Annotated in this window: 28 protein-coding genes and 1 pseudogene; 17 read left to right on the top strand and 12 right to left on the bottom strand. The window is 62.9% G+C overall.

Annotated features, from left to right (window positions below):
* Positions 1 to 32: 32 nt before the first annotated feature.
* The 3 genes from LG385_RS03440 (at position 33) to LG385_RS03430 (ending at position 3118) form a co-directional block, all read left to right on the top strand.
* Complete coding sequence (locus tag LG385_RS03440; RefSeq protein ID WP_181111549.1) at positions 33 to 1331, top strand: serine/threonine protein kinase; 1299 nt, start codon at positions 33 to 35, stop codon at positions 1329 to 1331.
* On the top strand, positions 1324 to 2100 hold the full coding sequence (locus tag LG385_RS03435) for a VacJ family lipoprotein (protein ID WP_225772426.1): 777 nt from the start codon (positions 1324 to 1326) through the stop codon (positions 2098 to 2100). The genes LG385_RS03440 and LG385_RS03435 overlap by 8 nt, the downstream gene beginning before the upstream one ends.
* A gap of 163 nt (positions 2101 to 2263) precedes the next feature.
* Complete coding sequence (locus tag LG385_RS03430; protein WP_225772424.1) at positions 2264 to 3118, top strand: pirin family protein; 855 nt, start codon at positions 2264 to 2266, stop codon at positions 3116 to 3118.
* On the opposite strand, the gene LG385_RS03425 is transcribed toward LG385_RS03430, so the two are convergent.
* Positions 3119 to 4054, bottom strand: coding sequence for a lipid A biosynthesis lauroyl acyltransferase (locus LG385_RS03425; protein WP_181111546.1), 936 nt, complete (start codon positions 4052 to 4054; stop codon positions 3119 to 3121).
* A gap of 120 nt (positions 4055 to 4174) precedes the next feature.
* Between LG385_RS03425 and minC the strand changes: the two genes are divergently transcribed.
* From minC to LG385_RS03395, 6 genes are all read left to right on the top strand, one after another.
* Positions 4175 to 4930, top strand: a complete 756-nt coding sequence (minC, locus tag LG385_RS03420) for a septum site-determining protein MinC (protein ID WP_181111545.1) — start codon at positions 4175 to 4177, stop codon at positions 4928 to 4930.
* Positions 4931 to 5067: 137 nt separating this feature from the next.
* A complete protein-coding gene (minD, locus tag LG385_RS03415; RefSeq protein WP_181111544.1) occupies positions 5068 to 5883 on the top strand; it encodes a septum site-determining protein MinD in 816 nt (271 codons plus the stop codon).
* Positions 5880 to 6134: a cell division topological specificity factor MinE gene (gene minE / locus LG385_RS03410; protein ID WP_181111543.1), complete on the top strand. Its 255-nt coding sequence runs from the start codon at positions 5880 to 5882 to the stop codon at positions 6132 to 6134. The genes minD and minE overlap by 4 nt, the downstream gene beginning before the upstream one ends.
* Positions 6135 to 6203: 69 nt before the next feature.
* Positions 6204 to 6839, top strand: a complete 636-nt coding sequence (locus LG385_RS03405; RefSeq protein WP_181111542.1) for an RluA family pseudouridine synthase — start codon at positions 6204 to 6206, stop codon at positions 6837 to 6839.
* A gap of 73 nt (positions 6840 to 6912) precedes the next feature.
* Positions 6913 to 8202, top strand: coding sequence for a M18 family aminopeptidase (locus tag LG385_RS03400; protein ID WP_181111541.1), 1290 nt, complete (start codon positions 6913 to 6915; stop codon positions 8200 to 8202).
* Between the two features lie 62 nt (positions 8203 to 8264).
* On the top strand, positions 8265 to 10361 hold the full coding sequence (locus LG385_RS03395) for a mechanosensitive ion channel family protein (protein ID WP_413247353.1): 2097 nt from the start codon (positions 8265 to 8267) through the stop codon (positions 10359 to 10361).
* On the opposite strand, the gene LG385_RS03390 is transcribed toward LG385_RS03395, so the two are convergent.
* Positions 10358 to 10510, bottom strand: a complete 153-nt coding sequence (locus tag LG385_RS03390) for a hypothetical protein (protein ID WP_225772422.1) — start codon at positions 10508 to 10510, stop codon at positions 10358 to 10360. The genes LG385_RS03395 and LG385_RS03390 overlap by 4 nt on opposite strands.
* A gap of 18 nt (positions 10511 to 10528) precedes the next feature.
* On the bottom strand, positions 10529 to 11239 hold the full coding sequence (locus LG385_RS03385; RefSeq protein WP_225772420.1) for a UTRA domain-containing protein: 711 nt from the start codon (positions 11237 to 11239) through the stop codon (positions 10529 to 10531).
* 296 nt (positions 11240 to 11535) lie between these two features.
* Between LG385_RS03385 and LG385_RS03380 the strand changes: the two genes are divergently transcribed.
* Genes LG385_RS03380 through LG385_RS03360 form a run of 5 tightly spaced genes read left to right on the top strand, consistent with a single transcriptional unit; the run spans position 11536 to position 15911 of the window.
* On the top strand, positions 11536 to 12615 hold the full coding sequence (locus LG385_RS03380) for an ABC transporter substrate-binding protein (RefSeq protein ID WP_225772418.1): 1080 nt from the start codon (positions 11536 to 11538) through the stop codon (positions 12613 to 12615).
* A 2-nt stretch (positions 12616 to 12617) separates the two neighbouring features.
* Positions 12618 to 13460 carry an ABC transporter permease gene (locus LG385_RS03375; protein WP_225772416.1) on the top strand — a complete coding sequence of 281 codons (843 nt, stop codon included), beginning with the start codon at positions 12618 to 12620 and terminating at the stop codon, positions 13458 to 13460.
* Entirely contained in the window at positions 13447 to 14244 is a 798-nt protein-coding gene (locus LG385_RS03370; protein WP_225772414.1) for an ABC transporter permease, read from the top strand. Before LG385_RS03375 ends, LG385_RS03370 begins: the two co-directional genes overlap by 14 nt.
* Before the next feature lies 1 nt (position 14245).
* Positions 14246 to 15235 carry an ABC transporter ATP-binding protein gene (locus LG385_RS03365; RefSeq protein WP_225772412.1) on the top strand — a complete coding sequence of 330 codons (990 nt, stop codon included), beginning with the start codon at positions 14246 to 14248 and terminating at the stop codon, positions 15233 to 15235.
* Positions 15236 to 15257: 22 nt separating this feature from the next.
* A complete protein-coding gene (locus LG385_RS03360; RefSeq protein ID WP_225772410.1) occupies positions 15258 to 15911 on the top strand; it encodes an HAD family hydrolase in 654 nt (217 codons plus the stop codon).
* 91 nt (positions 15912 to 16002) lie between these two features.
* Here LG385_RS03360 and LG385_RS03355 read toward each other — a convergent pair whose 3' ends face one another.
* From LG385_RS03355 to LG385_RS03345, 4 genes and pseudogenes are all read right to left on the bottom strand, one after another.
* Complete coding sequence (locus LG385_RS03355; protein ID WP_225772407.1) at positions 16003 to 16581, bottom strand: tRNA-uridine aminocarboxypropyltransferase; 579 nt, start codon at positions 16579 to 16581, stop codon at positions 16003 to 16005.
* Between the two features lie 16 nt (positions 16582 to 16597).
* Entirely contained in the window at positions 16598 to 17767 is a 1170-nt protein-coding gene (locus LG385_RS03350) for a methyl-accepting chemotaxis protein (protein WP_413247352.1), read from the bottom strand.
* Between the two features lie 114 nt (positions 17768 to 17881).
* Positions 17882 to 18163 (bottom strand): annotated as a pseudogene (locus LG385_RS25630) (PAS domain-containing protein); the annotation flags it as partial.
* A gap of 140 nt (positions 18164 to 18303) precedes the next feature.
* Positions 18304 to 19197 carry a LysR family transcriptional regulator gene (locus LG385_RS03345; RefSeq protein WP_181111531.1) on the bottom strand — a complete coding sequence of 298 codons (894 nt, stop codon included), beginning with the start codon at positions 19195 to 19197 and terminating at the stop codon, positions 18304 to 18306.
* A gap of 155 nt (positions 19198 to 19352) precedes the next feature.
* Between LG385_RS03345 and speB the strand changes: the two genes are divergently transcribed.
* The gene (gene speB, locus LG385_RS03340; protein WP_181111530.1) at positions 19353 to 20303 is read left to right on the top strand and encodes an agmatinase; all 951 of its coding nucleotides are present in this window, start codon (positions 19353 to 19355) and stop codon (positions 20301 to 20303) included.
* A 160-nt stretch (positions 20304 to 20463) separates the two neighbouring features.
* A complete protein-coding gene (locus LG385_RS03335; protein WP_225772404.1) occupies positions 20464 to 21954 on the top strand; it encodes a purine-cytosine permease family protein in 1491 nt (496 codons plus the stop codon).
* A gap of 16 nt (positions 21955 to 21970) precedes the next feature.
* Here LG385_RS03335 and LG385_RS25405 read toward each other — a convergent pair whose 3' ends face one another.
* From LG385_RS25405 to LG385_RS03315, 5 genes are all read right to left on the bottom strand, one after another.
* Positions 21971 to 22093 (bottom strand): PA1414 family protein, encoded by a 123-nt coding sequence (locus LG385_RS25405; protein WP_258195055.1) that lies wholly within the window; start codon positions 22091 to 22093, stop codon positions 21971 to 21973.
* Between the two features lie 280 nt (positions 22094 to 22373).
* Positions 22374 to 22751 (bottom strand): transcriptional regulator, encoded by a 378-nt coding sequence (locus tag LG385_RS03330; RefSeq protein ID WP_225772402.1) that lies wholly within the window; start codon positions 22749 to 22751, stop codon positions 22374 to 22376.
* Between the two features lie 90 nt (positions 22752 to 22841).
* Entirely contained in the window at positions 22842 to 24161 is a 1320-nt protein-coding gene (locus LG385_RS03325) for a DEAD/DEAH box helicase (protein WP_225772400.1), read from the bottom strand.
* A 112-nt stretch (positions 24162 to 24273) separates the two neighbouring features.
* Complete coding sequence (locus LG385_RS03320; RefSeq protein WP_225772398.1) at positions 24274 to 25128, bottom strand: carboxylate/amino acid/amine transporter; 855 nt, start codon at positions 25126 to 25128, stop codon at positions 24274 to 24276.
* A gap of 49 nt (positions 25129 to 25177) precedes the next feature.
* Positions 25178 to 25777 (bottom strand): FMN-dependent NADH-azoreductase, encoded by a 600-nt coding sequence (locus LG385_RS03315; protein ID WP_225772395.1) that lies wholly within the window; start codon positions 25775 to 25777, stop codon positions 25178 to 25180.
* Positions 25778 to 25914: 137 nt separating this feature from the next.
* Between LG385_RS03315 and LG385_RS03310 the strand changes: the two genes are divergently transcribed.
* On the top strand, positions 25915 to 26838 hold the full coding sequence (locus LG385_RS03310) for a LysR family transcriptional regulator (RefSeq protein ID WP_225772393.1): 924 nt from the start codon (positions 25915 to 25917) through the stop codon (positions 26836 to 26838).
* The last annotated feature ends 121 nt before the right edge of the window (positions 26839 to 26959 follow it).

Genomic DNA, 26959 nt, shown 5'->3' with positions numbered 1-26959 from the left:
TAGTCAGCATCTCGTCGTCAGGAAACATCCAAATGCTTCGAACTTTGCGCCTCGCTGCCTTGCTCGGCGGCCTTGTCATGAGCGCGTTCTCGCAGGCCAGGGACATCGACCCGGCCAGCTACGGTTTTCCGCTGACCAACCCGTTCGAGGCCACCATCGCCTCCACGCCCCCCGACCTGCGACCCAAGCTGCCGCTGGACGACGATATCGACCAGGCCGACTACACGTTGAACATTCGCCCGGAGCGGGAGTTCATCCTGCCGGACAACTTCTGGCCGGTGAAAAAGCTGCGCTATCGGCTGGCCGAGCAAGACCACGCCGCGCCGCTGATCTTCCTGATCGCAGGCACTGGCGCGGCCTATAACAGCACGCTCAACGAGTACCTGAAGAAGCTGTTCTATCAGGCCGGGTACCACGTGGTGCAGCTGTCCTCGCCCACCAGCTATGACTTCATGAGCGCCGCCTCGCGCTTCGCCACGCCAGGCATCAGCAGCGAAGACGCCGAAGACCTTTACCGCGTGATGCAAGGCGTGCGAGCCCAGCACCCGAAGCTGCCCGTGACCGATTACTACCTCACCGGTTACAGCCTGGGTGGGCTGGACGCAGCCTTCGTGAGCAAGCTGGACGAAACCCGCCGCAGCTTCAACTTCAAGAAGGTGCTGCTGCTCAACCCCCCGGTGAACCTCTACACGTCGATCAACAACCTGGACAAGCTCACCCAGACCGAAGTGAAGGGCATCAACAACAGCACCACGTTCTATGAGCTGGTACTGAAAAAGCTCACCCGCTACTTCCAGCAAAAAGGTTACATCGACCTCAACGAAGCCCTGCTGTATGACTTCCAGCAGTCGCGCCAGCACCTCTCGAACGAGCAGATGGCAATGTTGATCGGTGTGTCGTTCCGCTTCTCGGCGGCGGACATCGCCTTTACCTCGGACCTGATCAACCGTCGCGGCCTGATCATTCCGCCCAAGTACCCGATCCGCGAGGGCACCAGCCTTACCGACTTCATGCGCGTGGCGATGCAGTGCGACTTCGACTGCTACATGACCGAGCAGGTGATCCCTATGTGGCGCGCCCGCACCGATGGCGGCAGTGTGCTGCAACTGATCGACCAGGTGAGCCTTTACGGCCTGAAGGATTACCTCCAGAACAGCACCAAGATCGCCGTGATGCACAACGCCGACGACGTGATCCTCGGCCCCGGCGACATCGGCTTCCTGCGCAAGACCTTTGGCGACCGCCTCACCCTGTACCCCTACGGCGGGCATTGCGGCAACCTCAACTACCGTGTCAACAGCGACGCTATTCTGGAGTTCTTCCGTGGTTAAACATGCCCTGCTCATTGCCGCGCTGTTGTGCGCAGGCGCGGCCCAGGCCGATGACGGTCGCACCCCGACAGACCCGGACGGTTTCAAGGAGCCGCTCAAGCAGCTCAGGTTCAACCCTGGCCTGGACCAGCGGGAATTCGAGCGCTCAACCCTGAGCGCGTTGAATGTCTACGACCCGCTGGAATCGTGGAACCGCCGCGTGTACCACTTCAACTACCGCTTCGATGAGTGGGTATTTTTGCCGGTGGTACGCGGCTATCGCTACATCACGCCCAGCTTCCTGCGCACAGGCGTGAGCAACTTCTTCAATAACCTGGGCGATGTGAGCAACCTGCTCAACGCCATGCTGCAGCTCAAGGGCAAGCGCTCGCTGGACATCAGCGGCCGCCTGCTGATGAACACAACGCTGGGCGTGGCCGGCCTGTGGGACCCCGCCACCCACTTCGGCCTGCCTCGGCAGAACGAGGACTTCGGGCAAACCCTGGGCCACTATGGCGTGCCGGAAGGGCCCTACGTGGTGCTGCCGATCTTCGGGCCGTCCAACCTGCGTGACACCACAGGCCTGATCACAGACTTCGCCGCCGAATCGCAGATCAACTTCCTCAACGTGTCCGAGGAAAGCGGCCGCCATCCGGAAATTCTCCTGCTGCGCGGCGTGGACCGGCGTTACACCACCAGCTTCCGCTATGGCCAGCTGAACTCGCCGTTCGAATACGAGAAGGTCCGCTACGTGTACACCGAAGCGCGCAAGCTGCAGGTTAGCGAGTAAGTAGTGTTCGCGGGCTTCGCCACGCTCGAGCAGGAGCGGGCGTAGCCCGCGAAGCCGCAAACGAAAACAAATCGAAAACCCCGATCATTCCCCGCCAAAAGACTCACCCATCCAGCAACCCGGCAGGCATATCATGGCGCCATTGCGCTATGGAGTCTTTGCCATGTCCCTGCTTCGCCAAGTACTTGATGTCCATGTAGGCCAGCCTACGTCCGATGGCGCCGGTGTGCGTCTGATCCGCGTGTTTGGTGGCCCGGGCGTCGAGCGTTTCGACCCCTTCCTGATGCTCGACGAATTCGGCTCGGTAAACCCGAACGACTACATCGCAGGCTTTCCGCCCCACCCGCACCGCGGTTTTGAAACCGTGACCTACATGCTCGAAGGCCGCATGCGCCATGAAGACCACATGGGTAATGTGGGCCTGCTGGGCAGTGGCGGCGTGCAGTGGATGACCGCCGCCCGCGGGGTGATCCATAGCGAAATGCCGGAACAGGAAGAAGGCGCCATGCGGGGCTTTCAGCTGTGGCTGAACCTGCCAGCCAAGAGCAAGCTGGGCGATGCGGCCTATGACGATATCCAGCCAGAGCGTATCCCTCGCCTGGTCACGCCAGGTGGGGTGACCGTGATCGCCATCGCCGGTGAGTTCGACGATGGCCAAACGCAGCTTGCTGGGGCAGTGCGGCGCCCGGACACCGAGCCACTGTACCTGGACCTTCATCTGCCGGCCGGGGCGGCGGTAAGCCCCAAGGTACCCGACGGCCATCGGGCCTTGCTGTACGTATACGAAGGCCAGGCTCAGGTCGAGGGCCAGCCGCAGGCCATTGAAGCCGGGCGGCTGGCGCGGTTGAGCGAGCAAGGCGAATTACGCCTGAGCAGCGCGAACGGTTGCCGCCTGCTGTTGATCGCCGGCAAGCCACTGAACGAGCCCATCGTGCAATACGGCCCGTTCGTGATGAACAGCCGGGAAGAGATCGAGCAGGCGGTTCGCGATTTTCACGCTAACCGCCTTACCGCCTGATCAGCCCTTGCGCTTGGGGTACAACCTGGGCGCGCCTTCCGGGCGTGATTTGAATCGGCGGTGCGCCCACAGGTATTGCTCGGGACAGGCACGGATCGCCTCTTCCACCCACTGGTTGATCCGCAGGCAATCTTCTTCCACCGTCTCGGCGGGGAAGTTGTCCAGCGGCGGGTGTACCACCAGCCGGTATCCACTGCCATCAGCCAGCCGCATTTGAGTGAAAGGTATCACCCGTGCCTTGCCCAGCCTGGCGAAGGTGCTGGTGGCCGTTACCGTGGCCGCGGGGATGCCGAACAGCGGCACGAACACGCTCTGCTTGGCGCCGTAATCCTGATCGGGCGCATACCAGATGGCGCGGCCTTTGCGCAGCAGTTTCATCATGCCGCGTACATCCTCCCGCTCAACCGCCAGAGCGTCGAGGTTATGCCGCTCACGGCCACGCCGCTGGATGTAGTCAAACAGCGCATTGCCATGTTCGCGGTACATGCCGTCGATGGTGTGATGCTGGCCCAGCAGCGCCGCGCCGATTTCCAATGTGGTGAAGTGCGCCGCCATCAGGATCGCGCCCTCCCCCGCCGCTTGTGCTTCGCGCAGGTGCTCCAGCCCTTCGATGTGTGCCAGCCGCGCCAACCGGGGTGCCGGCCACCACCAGCTCATCGCCATTTCGAAGAAGGCGATGCCCGTTGAGCGGAAGTTTTCCTTGAGTAGCCGCTCACGCTCTTTGGCGGGGAGCTCGGGGAAACACAACTCCAGGTTACGCGCGGCGATCAGGCGCCGATCGGTGGCGAAATACCCCATCAACCGGCCCAGCGCGCCCCCCAGGCGCAGCAAGGCCGGATAGGGCAGCTGCACCGTAAGCCACAGCAGCCCGAGCCCCAGCCACAGGGGCCAGTAGCGGGGATGAAGGAAGGCGCGGCGAAACTGCGGTCGTTGCATGGGTATTTCCGGGCAAAGGCAAAGCCGCGCATTCTACATGGGTTGCGCGCGGCTTGCGGCTGGCAAGCGTTCTCGCTATAAGTCACGGCACTTTTCGCGACAAGGCGACATTTGCCGACCATGAGCCAAACTGAACCTCAGCAGCAGGAAGCCGTATTTCAACTGAAGGGCAGCATGCTCGCCATCACCGTGCTGGAGCTGGCTCGCAATGACCTCGAAGGCCTTGACCGCCAATTGGCCGCCAAGGTTGCCCAGGCGCCGAATTTCTTCAGCAATACGCCGTTGGTGCTGGCGCTCGACAAGCTGCCGGCCGATGGGGGGCCCATCGACCTTCCCGGGCTGATGCGCGTATGCCGCCACCATGGCTTGCGCACGCTGGCCATCCGCGCCGCGCGCATCGAAGACATTGCCGCTGCGATCGCCATCGACCTGCCGGTATTGCCGCCGTCGAACGCCCGCGAGCGCCCGGTGGAACTGCCCGAAGAGCGCAAGGTGGCTGTGGAGCCGCCTGCGCCCGTGATCGAAACGCCGCCAGCACCCGTCATCCAACCCACGCGGGTAATCACCACGCCCATACGGGGTGGGCAGCAGATCTACGCCCAGGGCGGGGACCTGGTGATCGTGTCCTCGGTAAGCTCGGGTGCGGAACTTCTGGCCGATGGCAACATCCATGTGTACGGCCCCATGCGCGGCCGTGCCCTGGCAGGCATCAAGGGCGACACGCGAGCTCGTATCTTCTGCCAGCATCTGGGCGCGGAGCTGGTGTCCATCGCGGGGCAGTACAAGGTCGCCGAAGACCTCAGGCGGGACCCTCTCTGGGGCAACGCGGTACAGATCAGCCTCACTGCCGATGTGTTGAACATCACCCGTCTTTAACGGATACTGCCGCCATTTTATGCGTAACGTGTTCGGTCGGCGGCATTTTCGCCAGGTTACGCACATTCATAAGCATTCGATCTTCATCTTCACGTTTTCGAGGACTCAACGTCCTTTTTCTTTAGGGGTGATACACCTTGGCCAAGATTCTCGTGGTTACTTCCGGCAAGGGTGGTGTGGGCAAGACCACCACCAGCGCAGCCATCGGCACCGGCCTGGCATTGCGCGGCCACAAAACCGTTATCGTCGACTTCGACGTCGGCTTGCGTAACCTCGACCTGATCATGGGCTGCGAGCGTCGCGTGGTGTACGACTTCGTGAACGTGGTAAACAACGAAGCAACGCTCAAGCAGGCACTGATCAAGGACAAGCGGCTCGAGAACCTGTATGTACTCGCCGCCAGCCAGACCCGCGACAAGGATGCCCTTACCCAGGATGGCGTGGAAAAGGTACTCAACGAACTCAAGCAGGACTTCGAGTACGTGATCTGCGACTCCCCGGCCGGTATCGAGAAGGGCGCCAGCCTGGCCATGTACTTCGCCGACGAAGCCATCGTGGTCACCAACCCGGAAGTGTCCTCGGTACGAGACTCGGACCGCATGCTGGGCCTGCTGGCCAGCAAGTCGCGCCGCGCCGAAATCGGCGAAGACCCGATCAAGGAACACCTGCTGCTCACCCGCTACAACCCGGAGCGCGTGAGCAAAGGCGAAATGCTCGGTGTCGAAGACGTGGAAGAAATCCTCGCCATTCGCCTGCTGGGCGTGATTCCCGAATCCCAGGCGGTACTCAAGGCGTCCAACCAGGGCGTGCCGGTGATTCTCGACGAACAAAGCGATGCGGGCCAGGCCTACAGCGACGCGGTAGACCGCCTGCTGGGCAAGGAAGTCGCCCATCGCTTCCTCGACGTGCAGAAAAAGGGCTGGCTACAGCGCCTGTTTGGAGGCCGTGAATGAATATTTTCGACTTCTTTCGCGACCGCAAGAAAGGCAGCACCGCCTCGGTCGCGAAGGAGCGTCTGCAGATTATCGTGGCGCATGAGCGCGGCCAGCGGGCTACCCCCGACTACCTGCCTGCCTTGCAGAAAGAGCTGGTGGAAGTAATCCGCAAGTACGTCAGCATCGACAACGACGACGTGCACGTGGCTCTGGAAAACCAGGGCAGCTGTTCGATCCTCGAACTCAACATCACCCTGCCCGACCGCTGAAGCGGCCCGGGTTCCCCATGTGGCGGCTTCCCTGCAAGCCGCCATGTGCGTTCCAAGAGCACTCCCGCAATGCCTCTGTCCAACATTCGCATCCTGCACCAGGACCCTTCGTTTCTGGTGATCGACAAGCCGACCCTGCTGCTTTCCGTGCCTGGGCGCGCGGACGACAACAAGGATTGCCTGATTACCCGCCTGCAGGAAAACGGCTACCCGGAGGCGTTGATCGTCCACCGGCTGGATTGGGAAACCTCAGGGATCATTCTGCTGGCGCGCAATCCGGACAGCCACCGCGAGCTGTCCCGTCAGTTTCATGACCGGGAAACGGAAAAGGCCTACACCGCGCTTTGCTGGGGCCAGCCCGCGCTGGACAGCGGCAGCATCGACCTACCCTTGCGCTACGACCCGCCCACCAAGCCCCGGCATGTGGTGGATCATGAGCTGGGCAAGCACGCGCTCACCTTCTGGCGTGTGCTGGAGCGCAATGGCGACGTTTGCCGCGTTGAGCTCACGCCGGTCACTGGCCGCTCCCATCAATTGCGTGTGCACATGCTGAGCATCGGCCACCCACTGCTGGGGGACCGCCTCTATGCTCACGACGCGGCACTGCAAGCTGCCCCTCGGCTGTGCCTGCACGCCAGCATGCTTGCCTTCAGCCACCCGGTCACCGGTGAGCGCGTGCGTTTCGAGTGCCCGGCACCGTTTTAAGCTTCATGGTGCATTGAAACCATTCACCAGGCGAATGCGCTAGACTCGCGGCATTGCTGCCTGGAGTACCCTGATGCGCGACACTTTGAACCAAGGCCTGATCGAATTCCTCAAGGCCTCGCCCACCCCTTTCCATGCCACCGCCACCCTCGCCAAACGCCTCGAAGCCGCCGGCTATCAACGGCTTGACGAACGCGAGCGCTGGAACACCACCCCGGGTGGGCGCTACTACCTTACCCGTAACGACTCGTCGATCATCGCCATCCGCCTGGGCAAGGAATCCCCGGTGACCGAAGGCCTTCGCCTGGTAGGCGCCCACACCGACAGCCCGTGCCTGCGGGTGAAGCCGCAGCCTGAACTGCAACGTCAGGGTTTCCTGCAGCTGGGCGTGGAAGTATATGGCGGTGCGCTGCTGGCGCCCTGGTTCGACCGCGACCTCTCGCTCGCCGGGCGTGTAACCTTCCGCCAGGACGGCCGCGTGGCCAGCCAGTTGGTGGACTTCCGCCTGCCAATCGCGGTAATCCCCAGCCTGGCGATTCACCTCAACCGCACCGCCAACGAAGGCTGGGCGATCAATGCACAGAACGAACTGCCGCCGATCCTGGCCCAGGTAGCCGGCGGTGATCGCTTCGATTTTCGCGCCCTGCTCACCGAGCAGTTGGCCCGCGAGCACGACGTGAATGCCGACGTAGTGCTCGACTACGAGCTGAGCTTCTACGACACCCAGCCTGCCGCTGTGATCGGGCTGAACGGCGAGTTCATCGCTGGCGCTCGCCTGGACAACCTGCTGTCCTGCTTCGCCGGCCTGCAAGCCTTGCTGCGGGCCGAAGGGGATGAAACCTGCGTGCTGATCTGCACTGACCACGAAGAGGTGGGCTCCAGCTCCGCCTGTGGCGCTGATGGCCCGCTGTTGGAGCAAACCCTGCAGCGGTTGCTGCCCGAGGGCGACGAGTATGTGCGAGCCATCCAGCGTTCCTTGCTGGTGTCGGCCGACAACGCCCACGGCGTGCACCCCAACTATGCCGACAAGCACGACGGCAACCATGGCCCCAAGCTCAATGCCGGGCCGGTGATCAAGGTCAACAGCAACCAGCGCTACGCCACCAACAGCGAAACCGCCGGTTTCTTCCGCCACTTGTGCATGGCCGAAGAAGTGCCCGTGCAGAGCTTTGTGGTGCGAAGCGACATGGGCTGCGGCTCTACCATCGGGCCAATCACAGCCAGCCGCCTGGGTGTGCGCACCGTGGACATCGGCCTGCCGACGTTCGCCATGCATTCCATCCGCGAGCTGGCCGGCAGCCATGACCTGGCCCACCTGGTAAAGGTGCTGGGCGCCTTCTACGCTGCCCGAGCGCTGCCGTGATCACGGCGATACAGGGGCCTTCCCGCCGCTGGGCGCGGGCCCTTGGCTGGCTGCTGTGGTGCGTGATAGCTGTTGCGCTACCGGCACAGGCGAGCGGGCTGCCAAGCCTGCTGGGCGGCTCGGCCAAAAGCGAGGTACCCGCCGAAAACCTCGACCAGTCGCTGGACCAGGTTATTGCTACCCTGGAGAACGACGCGCAGCGCGCCCGGCTGCTGAGCGATCTCAAACAACTGCGTGAAGCCAGCCACAAGGCCAAGCCCGCTCAGGAAGAAGGCGTGGTTGGCCTGCTGGGCGGAACGGTGCGAGCGCTTGAGCGGCAATTCGCCGGCGAAGACAGCCCGCTGAGCCAGTGGCTGGAAGAACTCACCCTGGCCCGCACCGAACTACTGGACCGTGCGAGCACCGTTGTGGATCAAGGCACCGTGGCGCTGGTGTTCATGGCCACGATCCTGGCCTGGGCGCTGCTGGCTTCTCTACTGAACTGGCTCAGCCAACGCATGCGCGAACGCTTCGGCCTGACCGAAGAGTTACCCCAGCATCCCAGCACCTGGGACCTGCTGCGGTTCGCCCTGCGCAAGATCGGCCCCTGGCTGGTGGCGCTCGGGCTCACGCTTGGCATCGGCTATGCCGTGCCGTCTTCACTGGGCAAGGACCTGGCGCTGGTGGTGGCCTACGCACTGGTGGTCGGTACCTGTTTCGCGGCGATCTGCGTTATCGCATTCTCCCTGCTCGATGGGCCGCATCGGCACCGCGCGCTGTACATCCTGCGGCGTCGCGCCTTCCGGCCAATGTGGCTGATCGGCAGCTTCGCCGCGTTTGGCGAGGCGCTGAGCGATCCTCGGCTGGTCGCCGGCCTAGGCCCGCACCTGGCCCACACCGCAGCCGCCCTGGCCAATGTGCTGGCCGCGCTGTTCAGCGGGTTGTTCATTCTGCGTTTCCGCCGGCCGATCGCGCATTTGATCTGCAATCAGCCACTGGACAGGCGCCTGCACAAGCGGGCGATGACCGACACCCTGGAGGTGCTGGGTACTTACTGGTACCTGCCGGCGCTGGTGTTGGTAGGCGTGTCGCTGGTAGGCACCTTTATTTCCGCCGGGGACACCAGCACGGCGCTGCGCCAATCGTTGCTGTGCACAGTGCTGCTGGTGGTGTGCATGGTGATCAACGGGCTGGTCAGCCGCCAGGCGCAAAAGCCCAGCCACCGGCCCCGCCGTCAGGAAGCGTACGCCGAGCGGCTGAAAAGCTTCTTCTACACCTTGGTGCACATCTTTGTGTGGATGGTGTTTCTCGAGCTGGGCCTGAGGGTGTGGGGGCTGTCGCTTATCCGCTTTACCGAAGGCAGTGGTCATGACTTCAGCCTTCGACTGTTCGGCCTCACTGGCACGCTGATGTTTGCCTGGCTGGTGTGGATTCTGGCCGACACGGCCATTCATCTCGGCCTGGCACGCTCTCGCAAAGGGTTGGCTAACGCCCGCGCGCAAACCATGATGCCGTTGATTCGCAACGTGCTGTTCGTGGCCATTTTCGTGATCGCCGGGATCGTGGCCCTGGCCAACATGGGCGTGAACGTCACGCCTCTGCTGGCCGGTGCCGGTGTGATCGGCCTGGCGATCGGTTTCGGCGCCCAGTCGCTGGTGGCGGACCTGATCACCGGGCTGTTCATCATCGTGGAGGACTCCCTCGCCATCGATGACTACGTGGACCTGGGCGGCCACCTGGGCACGGTAGAAGGCCTGACGATCCGTACGGTGCGCCTGCGGGACATCGACGGCATCGTGCACACCATTCCGTTCAGCGAGATCAAGAGCATCAAGAACTACTCGCGAGAGTTCGGCTACGCGATTTTCCGCGTGGCCATTCCCTATACGGTAGGCATAGACGATGCGATCAAGCTGATGCGGGACGTGGGCCAGAAGATGCACAGCGACCCGCTGCTGCGCCGTGAAATCTGGTCGCCGCTGGAATTCCAGGGGGTTGAAAGCTTCGAGTCTGGCTCGGCGGTGCTAAGGGCGCGCTTCAAGACCGCGCCGCTGAAGCAGTGGGAAATCTCCCGGGCCTTCAACCTGTTGCTCAAGCGCACCCTGGACGAAGCCGGGCTAGACCTGGCCACCCCGCGCCTGAGCGTGCAGGTCACACACGCCGGCCCACCGGCGCGTTAAAGCTCCTCGGCATCGTCGTCGGCATCTACTGGTTCGTAGGCGTCGGCGGCCTGCTCCAGCAAAGCTTCTTCGTATTCGTTCATAACGTAGCGCTCCTGTGCCTGGGTTTGGGCAGAGAATGCCAGTGCTGGTTTACGCGTGCATGACACTGGCCCGCCTCCCTATGACTACACCGTCGCCACCACCCGGATCGCATCATGGCGCCAGTATTCGAGGTCGCAGTCGATTCGCCTGCCTTGGCGGTCGTGGTTGATACGGGTAATGCGCAGCCCAGGGCTTCCCGTGGATACCTTCAACGCCAAGGCGGCATCGCTGGGCAATGCGGTAGGCAATAGCTCGAACTCTACCTGCCCATATTCGATGCCATATTCCCGGGCATACAGCTCGGTCAGCGGCTGGCTAAGGTCATGGCCGAGCAAGCCGGGAAAGCACGCCGGGTTTAGATAATGCTCCACATACAGCACCAAACGGCCATCGATACGCCGGGCACGGCAGATGCGATATACCGCGGACAATGGTGCCAGCCCCAGGTAGTCGCAGATCGCGGCAGGGGCGGCCTGGGCCCGGGCAGTAATCAACTCGGTCGCGGGCAAACGGCCATGACGCTGGGCCATGGCATGGAAGTGGCTACGTTCATTAAGGTCGTAGGTCAGCCGTGGCGGGGACACGAACCAACCGCGGCGGCCTTCGCGGTACACCAGGCCACGCGCTTCAAGCTGCAGCAACGCCTCGCGCAAGGTTATGCGCGTTGTGGCAAACAGCTCGCTGAGGGTTCGCTCCGCCGGCAGCTTGGCTCCAGGCTGCAATAACCCATGCTCGATCTGCTCTTGCAAGGCCGCGCCTATGGCGGTGACTGCTCGCGGTGCATTCTCTCGCATGCCGGCTTCCTTGTTGGTCTAGACCAGTGCACTGCCAAGGCCTATGGGGCCAGGTACTGTTGCAGTCAGCCTAGGTCGCCCGAATGAACGATAGATGACAACGCGGCATCAACCAGGCCTTCGCATGCGCGGCCCACCAAGGGCGGCGGGTTGGTCTACGCTTGTTCAGCGAAACGGCAATAGCGGCGCATGGACATCAAAATGTCATGCCGCCTCGCTAGATTGGCCTGCGTATTGCTGACCTAGACCAGCAAGCGACACCTCCTCCCTATGACGTTTGTCTTCTGGAGCTACAGATGAAAAAGCAGCCCACGCTAAAAACACTGTTCATGGCCTCGCTGCTGGGTTCGGCCCTGGCACTGGGCAACTCAGCCATGGCCGCCGATGACCTGGCCAGCCTGGAAGCCGCCGCGAAGAAAGAAGGCGAAGTGAACAGCGTGGGCATGCCAGACGCCTGGGCCAACTGGAAGGGCACCTGGGACGACCTGGCCAGCAAGTACAGCCTCAAGCACGTGGACACTGACATGAGCTCGGCGCAGGAGATCGCCAAGTTCGCCGCCGAGAAGGACAACGCCAGCGCCGATATCGGCGATGTGGGCGCGGCCTTCGGCCCGATTGCCGCCAGCCAGGGCGTCACTCAGCCCTACAAGCCGAGCACCTGGGCGCAGATCCCGGATTGGGCGAAGGACAAGGACGGCCACTGGATGCTGGCCTACACCGGCAGCATCGCCTTCATCATCAACAAGCAGCTGGTGAAAGACAGCGACGCCCCCAAGAGCTGGCATGACCTGGAAAGCGGCAAGTACAAGGTTGCCATCGGTGACGTGAGTACGGCTGCACAGGCGGCCAACGGCGTGCTGGCAGCGGCCATCGCCTACAAGGGCGACGAAACCAACCTGGCCCCGGGCCTGGAGCTGTTCACCAAACTCGCCCAACAAGGCCGCCTGTCCCTGGCCAACCCCACCATTCAAACCCTGGAAAAGGGCGAGATCGAAGTGGGCGTGGTATGGGACTTCAACGGGCTGAGCTACCGTGACCAGATCGACCCCAAGCGCTTTGATGTGTTGATCCCGTCCGACGGCTCGGTGATCTCCGGCTACACCACCATCATCAACAAATACGCCAAGCACCCCAACGCGGCGAAGTTCGCTCGCGAATACATCCTCAGCGATGCCGGGCAGATCAACCTGGCCACCGGCCACGCGCGACCTATCCGCGCCGATCACGTGAAGCTGCCTCCTGAAGTGGCTGCCAAACTGCTGCCCGCCGACCAGTACAAAAGCGTGAAACCGATCACCAACGCAGCCGCTTGGGAAAAGAGCTCCAAGGCGTTGCCGCAGCAGTGGAACGAACAAGTCATCGTTGAAATGCAATAACCATGAGCGACGCGCCCCGGGGCAAGTGGCTGGCAGCGCTGTTGCTGCTGCCGTTTGCCGTCTTCTTCATCGTGTTCCAGCTTGCCCCGCTGGCGTGGGTGGCGATCAGCAGCCTGCAAAGCGCGGACGGCTGGGGCCTGGCGAATTTCGCCAAGGCCTTCAGCTCACGCTTTTATCGCCAGGCGATGCAGTTCAGCCTGGAAATCAGCCTGTGGTCCAGCGTGATCGGGTTGGTGATCGCCGTGCTGGGGAGTTACTCCCTGCGCCAGGTGGACTCCCGGCTGCGCAACTTCGTAACCTCCTTCGCCAACATGACCAGCAACTTCGCTGGGGTACCCCTGGCGTTTGCCTTCATCATTCTGCTGGGGTTCAACGGGGCCATTACCCTGTTGCTCAAGCAAAGCGGGCTGCTGGCCGACTTCAACCTGTATTCCAAGGTTGGCCTGATTGTGGTGTACACGTATTTTCAGATTCCGCTGGGCGTATTGCTGCTGTACCCGGCCTTCGATGCCCTGAAGGACGACTGGCGCGATGCCGCCGCCCTGCTCGGGGCCAGCGCCTGGCAATATTGGCGACGCATCGGGCTGCCGGTGCTGATGCCCGCGTTGCTGGGCACCTTCGTGATTCTGCTGGCCAACGCATTGGGCGCGTATGCCACCGTGTATGCCCTCACCACCGGCAACTTCAATGTGCTGCCCATCCGCATCGCTGCCATGGTGGCCGGTGACATTTCGCTGGACCCGAACCTTGCCAGCGCGCTGGCGATCATCCTGGTAGTGATGATGGGGCTGGTCACCGTGGTGCACCAATGGATATTGCGCAGGAGCTACCATGGCCGCCGCTGATCGCGCTTGCGCCCGGCTGTATCACCGCGTGGTGGTGTGGCTGTTGTTTCTGATCCTGCTGTTGCCGCTGGCCGGCACCCTCCTCTACTCCCTGGCCACCAGCTGGTCGGCCACGCTGCTGCCCAGTGGCCTCACGCTGAAGTGGTACTTGGCGCTATGGACAGACGCGCGCTTTCTTACCGCATTTGGCCACTCCCTGCTGGTGTGCGTGGGGGCGTTGGCGCTGGCGGTGGTGTTGATCCTGCCGCTGCTGTTCGTGGTGCATTACCACTTCCCGCGGCTGGACGCCCTGATGAACATCCTCATCCTGCTGCCCTTCGCGGTGCCGCCGGTGGTGTCTTCGGTGGGGTTACTGCAGCTCTATGGCTCGGGGCCGCTGGCAATGACCGGCACGCCGTGGATACTGATCGGTTGCTACTTCACCGTGGCGCTGCCGTTCATGTACCGGGCGATCACCAACAACCTGCAGGCACTCAACCTGCGCGACCTCATGGATGCCGCCCAATTGCTAGGTGCAAGCCCTTGGCAGGCGGCATGGCGGGTGGTGCTGCCCAACCTGCGCAAGGGCTTGATGGTAGCGCTGCTGCTGTCGTTCTCGTTCCTGTTCGGCGAGTTTGTGTTCGCCAACCTGTTGGTGGGCACCCAGTATGAAACCCTGCAGGTGTACCTCAACAACATGCGCAACAGCAGCGGCCACTTCAACAGCGCGCTGGTGATTTCCTATTTCCTTTTCGTGCTGGTGATGACGTGGATCGCCACACGGCTGAACAAGGACACCCACTGACATGGGCTTCATGAGCGTGAGCGCGCTGCGCAAGGATTTCGGCAACACCACCGTGTTTGCCGATATCGACTTCACCATCTCCAAGGGCGAGTTCGTGACGTTGCTGGGCCCATCCGGGTGCGGCAAATCCACCCTGCTGCGCTGCATCGCCGGGCTCACCCCCGTGGACGCCGGGCAAATCCTGCTGGAGGGGCAAAACCTCGTACCGCTGGCCCCGCAGAAGCGCGACATCGGCATGGTGTTTCAAAGCTACGCGCTGTTTCCCAACATGACGGCCGCGCAAAACGTGGCGTTCGGCCTGAACATGCAGAAGGTAAGCGCCGCTGACACCCGCGAGCGGGTCCGGGAAGCCTTGGCCATGGTGGAACTGGAGACCTTCGCCGACCGCTACCCGCATCAGCTTTCAGGGGGCCAGTGCCAACGGGTCGCCCTGGCGCGTTCGCTGGTCACCCGCCCGCGCCTGTTGCTGCTGGACGAACCTCTGTCCGCGCTGGACGCCCGTATCCGTAAGCACCTTCGCGAGCAGATTCGCTCCATCCAGCAGGCGCTCGGGTTAACCACCATTTTCGTGACCCACGACCAGGAAGAAGCGCTGACGATGTCGGATCGGATCTTCCTGATGAACAAGGGCCAGATCGTGCAAAGCGGCGATGCCCAGAACCTCTACACCGCCCCTGTGAGCGCCTTTGCCGCAGGTTTTATCGGCAACTACAACGTGCTGGACGCCGAGAGTGCCAGCCGTTTGCTTCAACGGCCGGTAGGCGCTGCTCAGGCGATCCGCCCGGAAGCGATCGAACTGTTTGTGGAACCCGATGGCAGCGCAGAGATTCTCAGCCATAGCCTGTTGGGCAATGTGATCCGCTACCGCGTGCGGGCCCAGGCCGTGGAGGTGGTGGTTGATGTACTGAACCGCTCGGCCGATGACTTGCACCCCAACGGTACTCGGGTACGCTTGCACATTGCCCCCGCCGCCGTGCGTGAAGTGGCTTGACGAAATACAAGGAACGCTTGATATGCCTCTGGCCATTTTCGACTTGGACGAAACCTTGATCGACGGCGACTGCGCCTCCCTCTGGAGCGAGCAGATGGCCCGCCTCGGCTGGGTGGACCCTGAGAGCTTCGTGCGCCGCGACCATGAACTGATGGCCGCTTACAGCCGAGGCGAATTGGCCATGGAAGATTACATGGCGTTCACGCTGGAGCCGTTGATCGGGCGCACCGAAGAAGAAGTCGACCATCTGGTCGGCCCGTGGGTGGAGGATGTGATCGAACCGCTGATTTTCAGCGACGCCACCCGCTGCATCGCCAACCACCGCGCCGCCGGCGATCGCCTGCTGGTGATCTCCGCTTCGGGCGTGCACCTGGTGAAGCCGATTGCCGAGCGCATCGGCATCGACGAAGTGCTGGCCATCGAGCTGGACATCGCCCATGGCGTGTACAGCGGCCATACCCAAGGCACCCTCACTTACCGGGAAGGCAAGGTTACCCGGCTAATGGAATGGTTGCAGGCCGAAGGCGAAACCCTCGAAGGTGCGGCCTTCTATTCGGATTCGCGCAACGACCTGCCGCTGCTCGAGAAAGTAAGCCGGCCGGTGGCCGTCAACCCCGACCCCGTGCTGCGCGCCCGTGCCGAAGAGGCCGGGTGGCCGGTGGTGGCGTGGAAGTAGTCAGCAGGGCCGGGGCACGCTGGCTTGCCCGCGACCGAGGGCACCGTCGAACCTGCGGCCCTGCCGGCCCGGTCGCCGCCAAGGCGGGCTGCTACAGGTGATTGCGCCGATAGGTCTCTTGCCCCATGGCTTTGATCTGCCCTTCGATCAGCGCGTCGAACGGCGCCAGTAGCGGCTGAAACGAGGCAGGTGCTTCGAGCACTTCGAGCGCGGCAACGATAGCTTCGATGGTCGACAGCGCACCTGGCCCCGGCGCCTTGCGCAGGCGGTAGCGGGACGGCGCAGTGTCAGTGAGGCATATCCGTGGCAAGGCAGCCAGCGCCGGGTTGAGGTGCAACAGTTTGCGGGCCTTGCGCCAGGTGCCGTCCAGCACGATCAATTGCACAGGGCCTGTGTTCGCGCCGGCCAAAGCGGTGGAGCCCTCTCCGGGGAACAACACATACGCGGGCCCCTCGTGGGCTTCCCACAACGCCGACGGCACCTGTTCGGTAACCACCAGATCGCTGTTCACCAGGCCCAGGTGAGCCAGACGTGCGGTATTGAGCGCGTGGTCCGCTTCGCTGGGGTGCTGAAGGATCAACACCCGCGTGCGGCTAGGCAACCGAGGGATCAGCGCACACAGGCAATGACCTTCCGGGCGCTGACAACGAGGGCAATGCAAGCGAGGCATAAGTATTTCTCAAAACCTAACGGCTGAAGCGTTCCGCCAAGCCGTGCAAGTACTCCGCCATACGCTCCAGCTCATGACTGATCTGCGCACCCTGCCTGGCCTGGCCGGCGCTATGGTCGCACAACTGGGCGATGCGGGTGATCTGCTGGTTGATGTCCTCCACCACGTGGCTTTGCTCCTCGGAAGCGGTTGCCATCTGCTGGCTCATGTTGGTGATACGCGCCACGGCTTCGGAAATGCCGCTAAGCGCGCCTTTCACGGCTTCCACGCTGCCCATGCTGGTGTGGGAGATCTGGCTGCCCCGGCTCGCGGTCTGCACCGCGCGTTCGGCGCCGGCCTGCAGCGAACTGATGATCTGATGGATCTGCTCGGTGGAGGTACGGGTACGCATGGCTAGCGAACGCACCTCATCGGCCACCACTGCAAAGCCCCGGCCTTGCTCACCCGCGCGGGCGGCTTCGATGGCAGCGTTGAGTGCGAGCAGGTTGGTTTGCTCGGCAATGGCGGTGATCACATCGGCCACGCTGCCGATGGACTGGGTTTGCTCGGCCAGTGCATTCACGGCCTGGCCGATGTCCGCCACGGCGGCGCCCATTTCTTCCATCGCCATCAAGCTTTGCCGGGCCAATTCGCCGCCCTCGCCTGCCAGGCGGTTGGCGTCCTCGGCGGCGCTGGCCGTGAGCTGAACGTTCTGGGTCACTTCCTGAATGGTCGCGGCCATTTGCGCGACCGCAGTGGCGGACTGGTCGGTTTCATGGCGCTGGCGCTCAAGGGAACCGGCCTGGTCCTCGGACAAGGCCGAGGATTGCCCCGCACGCGCCTTTACGCTCAGGCCGGCGTCCACCAAACGAGTGAGCGCGGTTTGCAGGCGTGCCTCCTCGCTCACCATCGCCAGGTCCAGTTGCCCTTGCAGGCCGCTGTTGTCGCTGTAGGTCAGCGCCACCAAAGGGCTGGTGAAGGCTTTGGGGTGCTCGGTCAGCGTGCGCCGGATGGCTTGCTGCTGCCGAGCTTCGCTCAATACGAAGGCCACGGCGATCGCCAGCAGCGTAGCAACCAACGAGATACCGGGGCTGAACCACGCCCAACCTGCCAGCGCCACCAGCCCGGCCACAAGGAACGGCCAGGCACGGCTGAGCGTTTGCACAACCCGGGCCTGAGGAGCGATTGCGCTCTTGCCAGCGGCCATTCGCGCATAAAGCGTGGAGGCGCGGCGCACCTGGTCGCGGCTCGGCAGAAAGCGCACCGACTCGAAGCCGGCGATGCGGCCGTTTTCGTAGATAGGAGTCACATAGGCGCTTACCCAATAGAAGTCGCCATTCTTGGCGCGGTTCTTCACCACGCCCATCCACGGTTTGCCCTCCTTGAGGGTTTCCCACATATGGCCAAACACCGAAGGCGGCATGTCCGGGTGGCGTACCAGGTTGTGCGGCTGGCCTATCAGCTCTTCGCGAGTGAAGCCGCTGAGGGCAACGAAGGCGTCGTTGCAGTAGGTAATCCGACTGTCGAGGTCGGTGGTGGAAATCAGCCGTTGTTCGGCAGGGAACGTACGTTCACGGTCGGTCACAGGCAGGTTGGAGCGCATGAGCAGCATTCCTTGGCAGGGGAAAGACAAAAGCCCTCGGTCGCGCTTAAGGCTAGCAGAGGGGCGCGCGATGGCGAGAAACCGGGATCCTTTCCAGGGGGTGTCGGCGCTGCATGCGCGATCTTTAACCCAGGCTGCGGTTATCTCGCCAGCAGCTGGCTTTTGAGCAGATCACGGAATGTCTGGATCAGGGGTTCGCGGGTGCGGCCCCGGCGCAGGATCAACGAGAACGGCGCCTGATAGCCGAAGGTCGCCGGTGACAGCACGCGCAAGTCGCCTTTATCTGCCCACGGTTGGGCGTAGTGTTCCGGCAGGTACCCGATATAGGCGCCAGACAACACCAGAATCAGCTGCGCTTCCATGCTGTCCACGGTTGCGGCGCTGTGTTTGAAGCCATGGCGCGCCAGCTCGGCCTGGCTCCAGTAGCCCCGCCCTACCATGCGCTGTTGAGTAATGACCTGCTCGGGGATGCGCCGCTCGGCATACAACGGATGCCGGCTACTGCAATAGAGCCAGTGCTGCTCGCGATACAGCGGTTGATACACCAGCCCGCTCATGCGCGTGGAGAACGCGCCTATGGCAAGGTCCAGGCGGTTTTCCTGCACGCCCAGCTGCAGCTCGTAAGGGCTTTGTACCGCCAGATGGATATGCACCGCCGGGTGCTCCTGGGTATAGGCGCCGATGGCTTCGGCAAACGGCAACTGGCGATCACCTACGGTGGAGTCGATCACGCCCAGGTTCAGCGTGCCGCGTAGCTCGCCCTTGAGCGCGGCGGCATAGCGTTCGAAGCCTTCCATTTCCGCCAGCAGGCGCAGCGCCTCCTGATGGAACAACTCGCCCTTGCTGGTAAGGCTGAAACCGCCACGGCCACGGTGGCACAGCACGATACCCAGCGCGGCCTCCAGCTGGCTCATGTAGGTGCTGATCGCAGAGGTGGACAGGTTGAGCGCCTGCTGGGCGTTGGCGAAGCCCTGGTGATGCACCACGCTGGTAAAGATACGCAGCAGTTTAAGGTCCGGAAAGGCATTGGCCATGGCAGCACTCGGGTCAGGCAAGGGCAGAAAAGCGAGGAACGCAGCATGCCATTACTTCAGAAATACCTGAACTAAGTTTTTCCTCGGCCCGATTCTTCCGGCGCGGGCGGTTGCGCAGACTCCAGCCATCCCGCTTTCGCAGAACGAGGCTTACCGTGGACAAGATTCTCCACCAACCCCTGGGCGGCAATGAAATGCCGCGCTTCGGCGGCATCGCCACCATGATGCGCCTGCCCCACCTGGCCTCCCCGGCCGGGCTGGACGTCGCCTTCGTGGGCGTACCCCTGGACATCGGCACGTCGCTGCGCTCGGGCACCCGTTTCGGCCCGCGGGAAATCCGCGCCGAGTCGGTGATGATCCGCCCCTACAACATGGCCACCGGTGCGGCGCCCTTCGATTCCCTCTCGGTCGCCGACATCGGTGACGTGGCGATCAACACCTTCAACCTGCTGGATGCGGTGCGAATCATCGAAGAAGCCTACGACGGCATCATCGAGCACAACGTGAAGCCCCTGACGCTGGGCGGCGATCACACCATCACGCTGCCGATCCTGCGTGCCCTGCACAAAAAGCACGGCAAGATCGGCCTGGTGCACGTGGACGCCCACGCCGACGTAAACGACCACATGTTCGGCGAGAAAATCGCCCACGGCACCACGTTCCGCCGCGCTGTGGAAGAAGGCCTGCTCGATTGCGACCGCGTGGTGCAGATCGGCTTGCGGGCCCAGGGCTATACCGCCGATGACTTCAACTGGAGCCGCCGGCAGGGCTTTCGTGTGGTGCAGGCCGAAGAATGCTGGCACCGCTCGCTCGCTCCGCTGATGGAAGAAGTGCGCGCCAAGGTGGATGGCGGCCCGGTGTACCTGAGTTTCGACATCGACGGCATCGACCCCGCTTGGGCTCCGGGCACCGGCACCCCGGAAGTGGGTGGCCTTACCACCATCCAGGCGCTGGAAATCATCCGCGGTTGCCAGGGCCTGGACCTGATCGGCGGCGACTTGGTGGAGGTTTCGCCCCCTTACGACACCACCGGTAATACCTCGTTGCTGGGCGCCAACCTGCTGTACGAAATGCTGTGCGTGATGCCGGGGGTGGCACACCGCTGATGTTCCATAGCTGCAAGCTGCAAGCTGCAAGCTGCAAGCTGCAAGCTGCAAGCTGCAAGCTGCAAATAGTGAGAGCCTGAGAAAAAAGAAAAAGCCATGAGCGGGAAGCTTCAGCTTGCCGCTTGAAGCTTGCCACTAAAAAAAGTGATCGGAGCAGATCATGCATAACAACAACGCGAATCAGAGCATCGGCAAGATTGAAACCTATGGGGTCGAGCAGATCCCGGACAAGGACCGCACGGCCACGCCGCTGGACCTGTTCCGGATGATCTTCGGCGGCGCCAACACCTTTTCCACGGCGGTACTGGGCAGCTTCCCGGTGTTGTTCGGGCTGTCCTTCCAGGCGGGGGCGCTGGCGATCATCGCCGGGGTGCTGGTGGGGGCCTTGATCCTGGCGCCCATGGGGTTGTTCGGCCCTATCAACGGCACCAACAATGCCGTGTCCTCAGGCGCTCACTTCGGTGTCCATGGCCGTATCGTCGGCTCGTTCCTCTCACTGCTCACCGCAATCGCGTTCTTCTCCATCTCGGTGTGGAGCTCCGGCGACGCACTGGTGGGTGGCGCGCATCGCCTCGTAGGCCTGGCTGAAAGCGACCTTACCCTCGGGCTGGCCTATGGCCTGTTTGCGATCCTGGTGCTTACCGTGTGCATCTACGGCTTCCGCTTCCTGCTGTGGGTGAACAAGGTGGCCGTGTGGAGCGCCAGCGTCTTGTTCCTGCTGGGCATGGTGGCCTTCGCCGGCCCGTTCGATCCGCACTATGCCGGCCAGGTTGCCCAAGGCCAGGAAGGGTTCTGGGCGGCCTTCATCGGCGCCGCGTTGGTGGCGATGAGCAACCCGATTTCCTTTGGTGCTTTCCTGGGCGACTGGTCCCGCTACATCCCACGCACCGCTCCACGCTCGCGCATTCTGGGCGCGGTGGTACTGGCCCAGCTGGCGACGCTGCTGCCGTTCTTTTTCGGGCTGGTCACCGCCACCATCGTTGCGGTGCAGGCGCCGGACTACATTGCCAGTAACAACTACGTCGGCGGGCTGTTGGCCATCGCGCCTACCTGGTACTTCTTGCCGGTGTGCCTGCTGGCGGTGATCGGCGGCATGTCCACCGGCACTACGTCGCTCTATGGCACCGGGCTGGACATGTCCAGTGTGTTTCCACGGGTGCTGAGCCGAGTGAAGGCCACGCTGCTGATCGGCCTTATGTCCATCGCGTTCATCTTTATCGGGCGCTTCGCGGCGAACCTGGTGCAAAGCGTGTCCACCTTCGCGGTACTGATCATCACCTGCACCACGCCTTGGATGGTGATCATGCTGATCGGCCTGATGAAACGCCGCGGCTGGTACTGCCCGGACGACTTGCAGGTGTTCACCCGCGGCCAGCGCGGCGGCCGCTACTGGTTCCACCATGGCTGGAACTGGCGGGGCATGGGGGCCTGGATCCCTAGCGCACTGGTAGGGCTGTGCTTCGTCAACCTGCCCGGGCAATTCGTAGGTGTGCTGGGCGAGCTAGCGGGCGGCATTGATATCAGCTTGCCGGTCACGCTGGGGCTGGCTGCAGTGATCTACCTGACGCTGCTCAAGCTGTTCCCGGAATCGCCGGACGTGTACGGCCCTGCTTCAGCCAAGCTGCCAGCAGGCCTGGCCGCCGCAGCTTGAAAAGTACCGAAGAAGCTCAGCGGCGAGGTTGGCGCCGCTTGCGCTCGTCTTCGGTGGGGATTGGAACCGGTTGCATGGGCGGTATCAAACCAAGCGCGACAGCCAGGTCATGCAGCCAGTTGAAGAGTTTGTCTTGCATCACATGCCCCCCTTGGGACTTGCCCGATACGGCAACTGCGTGTGCCGTTACTGTACAGATCATAAACCCGGGGGGCCGGCCAGCGCATCGCCCCCGCTGCGACGAATGATCGCAGTGAGGGCTTTGGCCGACCTGTGGCGACCGACGGTCACCAGCCAGCACCCCTGATAATCCCGTTATCGGCAGACGGAAGCGATGCTGAAGGGCAGCTTGCTCCCGTGCTGTGTAACGGATGACCTTGCGCGGGATTCAGAGGTTCCACCGCGAGATGGTCGTGCGTTCAGGGGGCAACTTGCGCCTTGTTGGCCAGCTCCACGAATGTCAGCGGATCGAGGGCATCTTCCTGCTCGTCGAGCACGTCCCGAGGGTGCTCACTGTCCGGGATGCTGCTGTCCAGCAAGGCAAGCAAGCGAGCGCCGTTGGTGGTCAGTTGATAGCCCTGCCCGGCGCCCGCTTCAATGAAACCACGTTCGCGCAACAGCGTTTCATAGCTCGAAGCATCTGCCTTGAGGTCATCCACCCCGACAGGGGTAGCGCCTTCGGCGGCCTGGGTTTGCGCGAGTTCTTCGGCGGAGTGATCGCTGTCGAAGGTTTCTCCGGCAGTGCTTTGCACCTTGTGCAGCAAGCGTTCGATCAGGTCCCAGTTATAGGTAGGCATGGTGCGGTAACTCCAGGAATGAGGGAGGGCACAGCATTCCTGGTTGTGACCGAGGCCCGGGGTGACCGTTCGGTCAGCCCCGGGCAAAGGTCATTCGGGCTTGCGCTTTCTCAGCGGAGCCAGGCCGTCCTGGCTGGCAAGGCCCGCGCTGTCAGGCTTGCGCGCGTTCGGCTTGCGCTTGGGCGTGGCCTTGGCGGCGGGCTTCTTGTCCTTGTCGGTCTTTTTCTTCTTCACCCCAACGGCCTTGCCTGAAGCCTTGAGCTTCTTCGGCCCGCTGTAGGTGCCTTTCACTTCCTTGATCACCCGGCGCTCGAAGTTCTGCTTCAGGTAGCGCTCGATGCTGGACATGAGGTTCCAGTCGCCGTGGCAGATCAAAGAAATCGCTAGCCCTTCGTTGCCAGCGCGACCCGTACGGCCCACGCGGTGAACGTACTCGTCACCGCTGCGGGGCAGGTCGAAGTTGATCACCAGGTCCAGGCCGTCCACGTCCAGGCCGCGAGCAGCGACGTCCGTGGCCACGAGGATCTTCGCAGCGCCCTGCTTCAGGCGCTCGATGGCCAGCTTGCGGTCCTTCTGGTCCTTCTCGCCGTGCAGCACGAATACCTTGAAGTCCTTCGCTACCAGGTGGCCATAAATGCGGTCGGCCATGCTGCGGGTGTTGGTGAACACGATGGCCTTGCGATAGGTTTCGTTGGCCAGCAGCCACTGAACGATCGCTTCCTTGTGGGCGTTATGGTCCGCGGTGATGATCTGCTGCTTCACCGACTCGCTAAGGTCACTCACGTTGTTGACCATCAAGTGGGCGGGATCTTTCAGCACCTTGGCAATCATGTCGCGCAGGCCCGCGCCGCCCGTGGTGGCGGAGAACAGCAGCGTCTGGCGCTGTGGCGGGCACAGGTCGCACAGGCGGTTCACGTCTTCGGCGAAGCCCATGTCCAGCATGCGGTCGGCTTCATCGAGCACGATCACTTCCACCTGGGCCAGGTCGAGGTTGCCAGCGTTGAGGTGCTCAAGCAGCCGGCCCGGCGTGCCAATGAGGATGTCCGGCACCTTGCGCAGCATCGCCGCTTGTAACTTGAAATCCTCGCCGCCAGTGATCAGCCCCGCCTTGATGAAGGTGTAGCGGGCGAAGCGCTCCACCTCCTTGAGGGTTTGCTGGGCCAGCTCACGGGTGGGCAGCAGGATGATCGCGCGGATATCCACGCGTGGGCGCGCCGGGCCGATGAGGCGGTTGAGCAAGGGCAGTACGAACGCGGCGGTCTTGCCGCTGCCGGTCTGGGCGGTTACCCGCAGGTCACGCCCTTCGAGCGCTGGCGGAATGGCCGCGACCTGCACAGGGGTCGGCTCGACGAAATTGAGCTCGGCCACGGCTTTGAGCAGGCGTTCATGAAGGGCGAATTGGGAAAACACTGGGGTACTACCTCGAAGGAGAACGTGGAACGACGGCATAGGGTAGCGGAGCTTCGGCCTACAAGCGAGCCGCAAGCGCCCGAGCGGGTGCCCGGGCGACCCGCCGACATGGTCAGGCCAGCGCCAAGCGGCGACGGCTGATCCACACCGAGGCGAGGATAATCGCGCCGCCCAGTGCCAGGCGGCCGAGCGGTTCGTTGTGGTTCCAGATCAGCAGGTTGAGCAACAGGCCCACCGGCACGTGCAGGTTATTCATCACCGCCAGCGTGGCGGCGGGCACCTGGCTGGCCCCTTTGTTCCAGGCGTACATGCCGAATGCGGTCGCTATTAGCCCAAGGAACAGCAGCACACCCCACTGCAGGGGCGCATCGGGAAGCCGGGAAAGATTGCCGAACGCCAGGTAGGCCGGCAACGCCACCAGCACCGCGCCAAGGAAGAGATAGCCGAAGCGATGGAAATGCGGCCCGGGCAACGGTTGCTCGGCCACAAGGCGCTTGTACAGCACCTGCCCTGCCGCGTAGGTGAAGTTGGCCAGCTGAAGCAACAAAAAGCCGCCCAGGAAATGCCCGGAAATACCATCGAAACGGATGACCGCCGCCCCCGCCACCGCAACCAGTGCGGCCAATAATGCCCAGCCGTTGAAGCGGCGCTCGAAGGCATCCTGCAGCAGGGTCACGTGCACAGGGGTAAGGATGGTGAACAGCAGCACTTCGGGTACCGTGAGCACGCGGAAGCTCAAGTACAGGCACACGTACGTCACCCCGAACTGTAACGCGCCGATCAGCAGCAGCCGGCGGGCAAACGCTGCGGGCACTTCACGCCAGCGAGTAAGCGGGAGGAACACCAGGCCTGCGATCAGCACCCGCGCGAGCACGGCGAAGTAGCTGTCCACATGACCGGCAAGGTATTCGCCGATCAGGCTGAAGGAGAAGGCTTGAACGAGGGTGACGATCAGCAGGTAGGGCATGGCGCGCTTCGGGCAAAGCGCGCGACTTTAACACATTCAGGCAGCCGGCTCAGGCAATGTCCGCTAGCTGCGCACGGGCCTGGCCCAAGCCTTTTTCAAGGAACTCGGCGCCCATGTTCAGGCCTTCGGCATGAATGAACGTCACGTTATGGATACCGATGAACGCCAGTACCTGGCGCAGGTAGGGTTCCTGGTGGTCGCTGGCCGCGCCGGCATGGATACCACCGCGAGCGGTAAGCACATACGCACGTTTGCCGGTGAGCAAGCCTTGCGGGCCGGTTTCGGTGTACTTGAAGGTTACGCCGGCACGCAGCACATGGTCGAACCAGGCCTTGAGGGTGCTGGGGATCGCGAAGTTGTACATCGGCGCGGCCAGTACCAGCACGTCGGTAGTTAACACTTCTTCGGTAAGCTCGTTGGAGCGGGCCAATGCCTCGGCTTCGGCAACCGTACGATCGGCCTCAGGCTTCATCCAGCCACCCAGCAGGGTTGCGTCCAGGTGAGGAACCGGCTGGCGGGCCAGGTCACGTACCTGGATGCTGTCATCCGGGTGCGCGGCTTTCCATTGAGCGATAAAGGCTTGGGTCAGGTCCCGGGAAACCGAACCTTCCTGGCGAGCGCTGCTTTCGATCACTTGTACACGGGACATGGCGAACCTCATTGGAAGATATGTTGTGGAATGAGCGCAGGTTAATGGCTGTCCTATCGATTGAAAAGCGCAAAAAATCGCTACAAAGCATCAGTTTTCCTGTTTAATAAGCCATCACACTTTTCAGGTAGCCCCGAATGAAGGCACCCCGCGTAACCCTCGATCAGTGGCGTACCCTCCAGGCAGTTGTCGATCACGGTGGTTTCGCCCAGGCGGCGCAGGCGCTCCACCGCTCCCAGTCGTCGGTGAGCTACACCGTGGGGCGCATGCAGGAACAGCTGGGCGTACCGCTGCTGCGCATCGATGGCCGCAAGGCCGTACTTACCGATGCCGGCGCGGTGCTGCTGCGCCGCTCCCGGCAACTGGTGAAGCAAGCCAGCCAGCTGGAAGACCTTGCCCAGCATATGGAGCAAGGCTGGGAGGCCGAGGTGCGCCTGGTGGTGGACGCCGCCTACCCCAATGCCCGCCTTGTGCGCGCCTTGACGGCGTTCATGCCGCAAAGCCGCGGCTGCCGGGTGCGGCTGCGCGAGGAAGTGCTGTCTGGCGTGGAAGAAGTGCTGCAGGAAGGCATCGCGGACCTGGCCATCAGCTCGTTCAACATCCCCGGTTACCTGGGCACCGAGATGAGCGCCGTGGAGTTTGTGGCGGTGGCCCACCCGGATCACCCCCTGCACCGGATGAACCGCGAACTTACGTTCCAGGACCTGGAAAGCCAGTTGCAGGTCGTGATTCGCGACTCCGGGCGGCAACAGCCGCGCGACGTGGGTTGGCTGGGGGCCGAGCAACGCTGGACGGTCGGCAGCCTTGCTACCGCTGCCAACTTCGTGAGCAGCGGGTTGGGCTTTGCCTGGCTGCCGCGCCATATGATCGAGCGCGAGTTGCGCGAGGCATTGCTCAAGCCGCTGCCGTTGGACCAGGGCGGCAGCCGCCACCCGGTGTTCTACCTGTATGCCAGCAAGGAAAAGCCCCTCGGCCCCGCCACCCAGATCCTGGTGGAGCTGTTACGCAGTTTCGACACCGCGCCCCTGGATGCCCCCTTCGCCGCACCGCCCTCCACCTGAGCCCACGGCAGTGGAACGTCCGCGCCCAGCGGGCATCCATTAAGGGTATCGAGGGCCTTTTGCGCTACCCTGTGAAGCTGCCTCGGCTGAGGCGCCGCAGCGTGCGGCAGTCATTACAAAC

Origin of the sequence: Pseudomonas sp. Marseille-Q5115 (assembly GCF_916618905.1) — a bacterium.
Lineage (GTDB): Bacteria > Pseudomonadota > Gammaproteobacteria > Pseudomonadales > Pseudomonadaceae > Aquipseudomonas > Aquipseudomonas japonica_A.
Note: the sequence above shows the minus strand (reverse complement) of the source record. Positions and strands in the feature narration are given on the sequence as shown.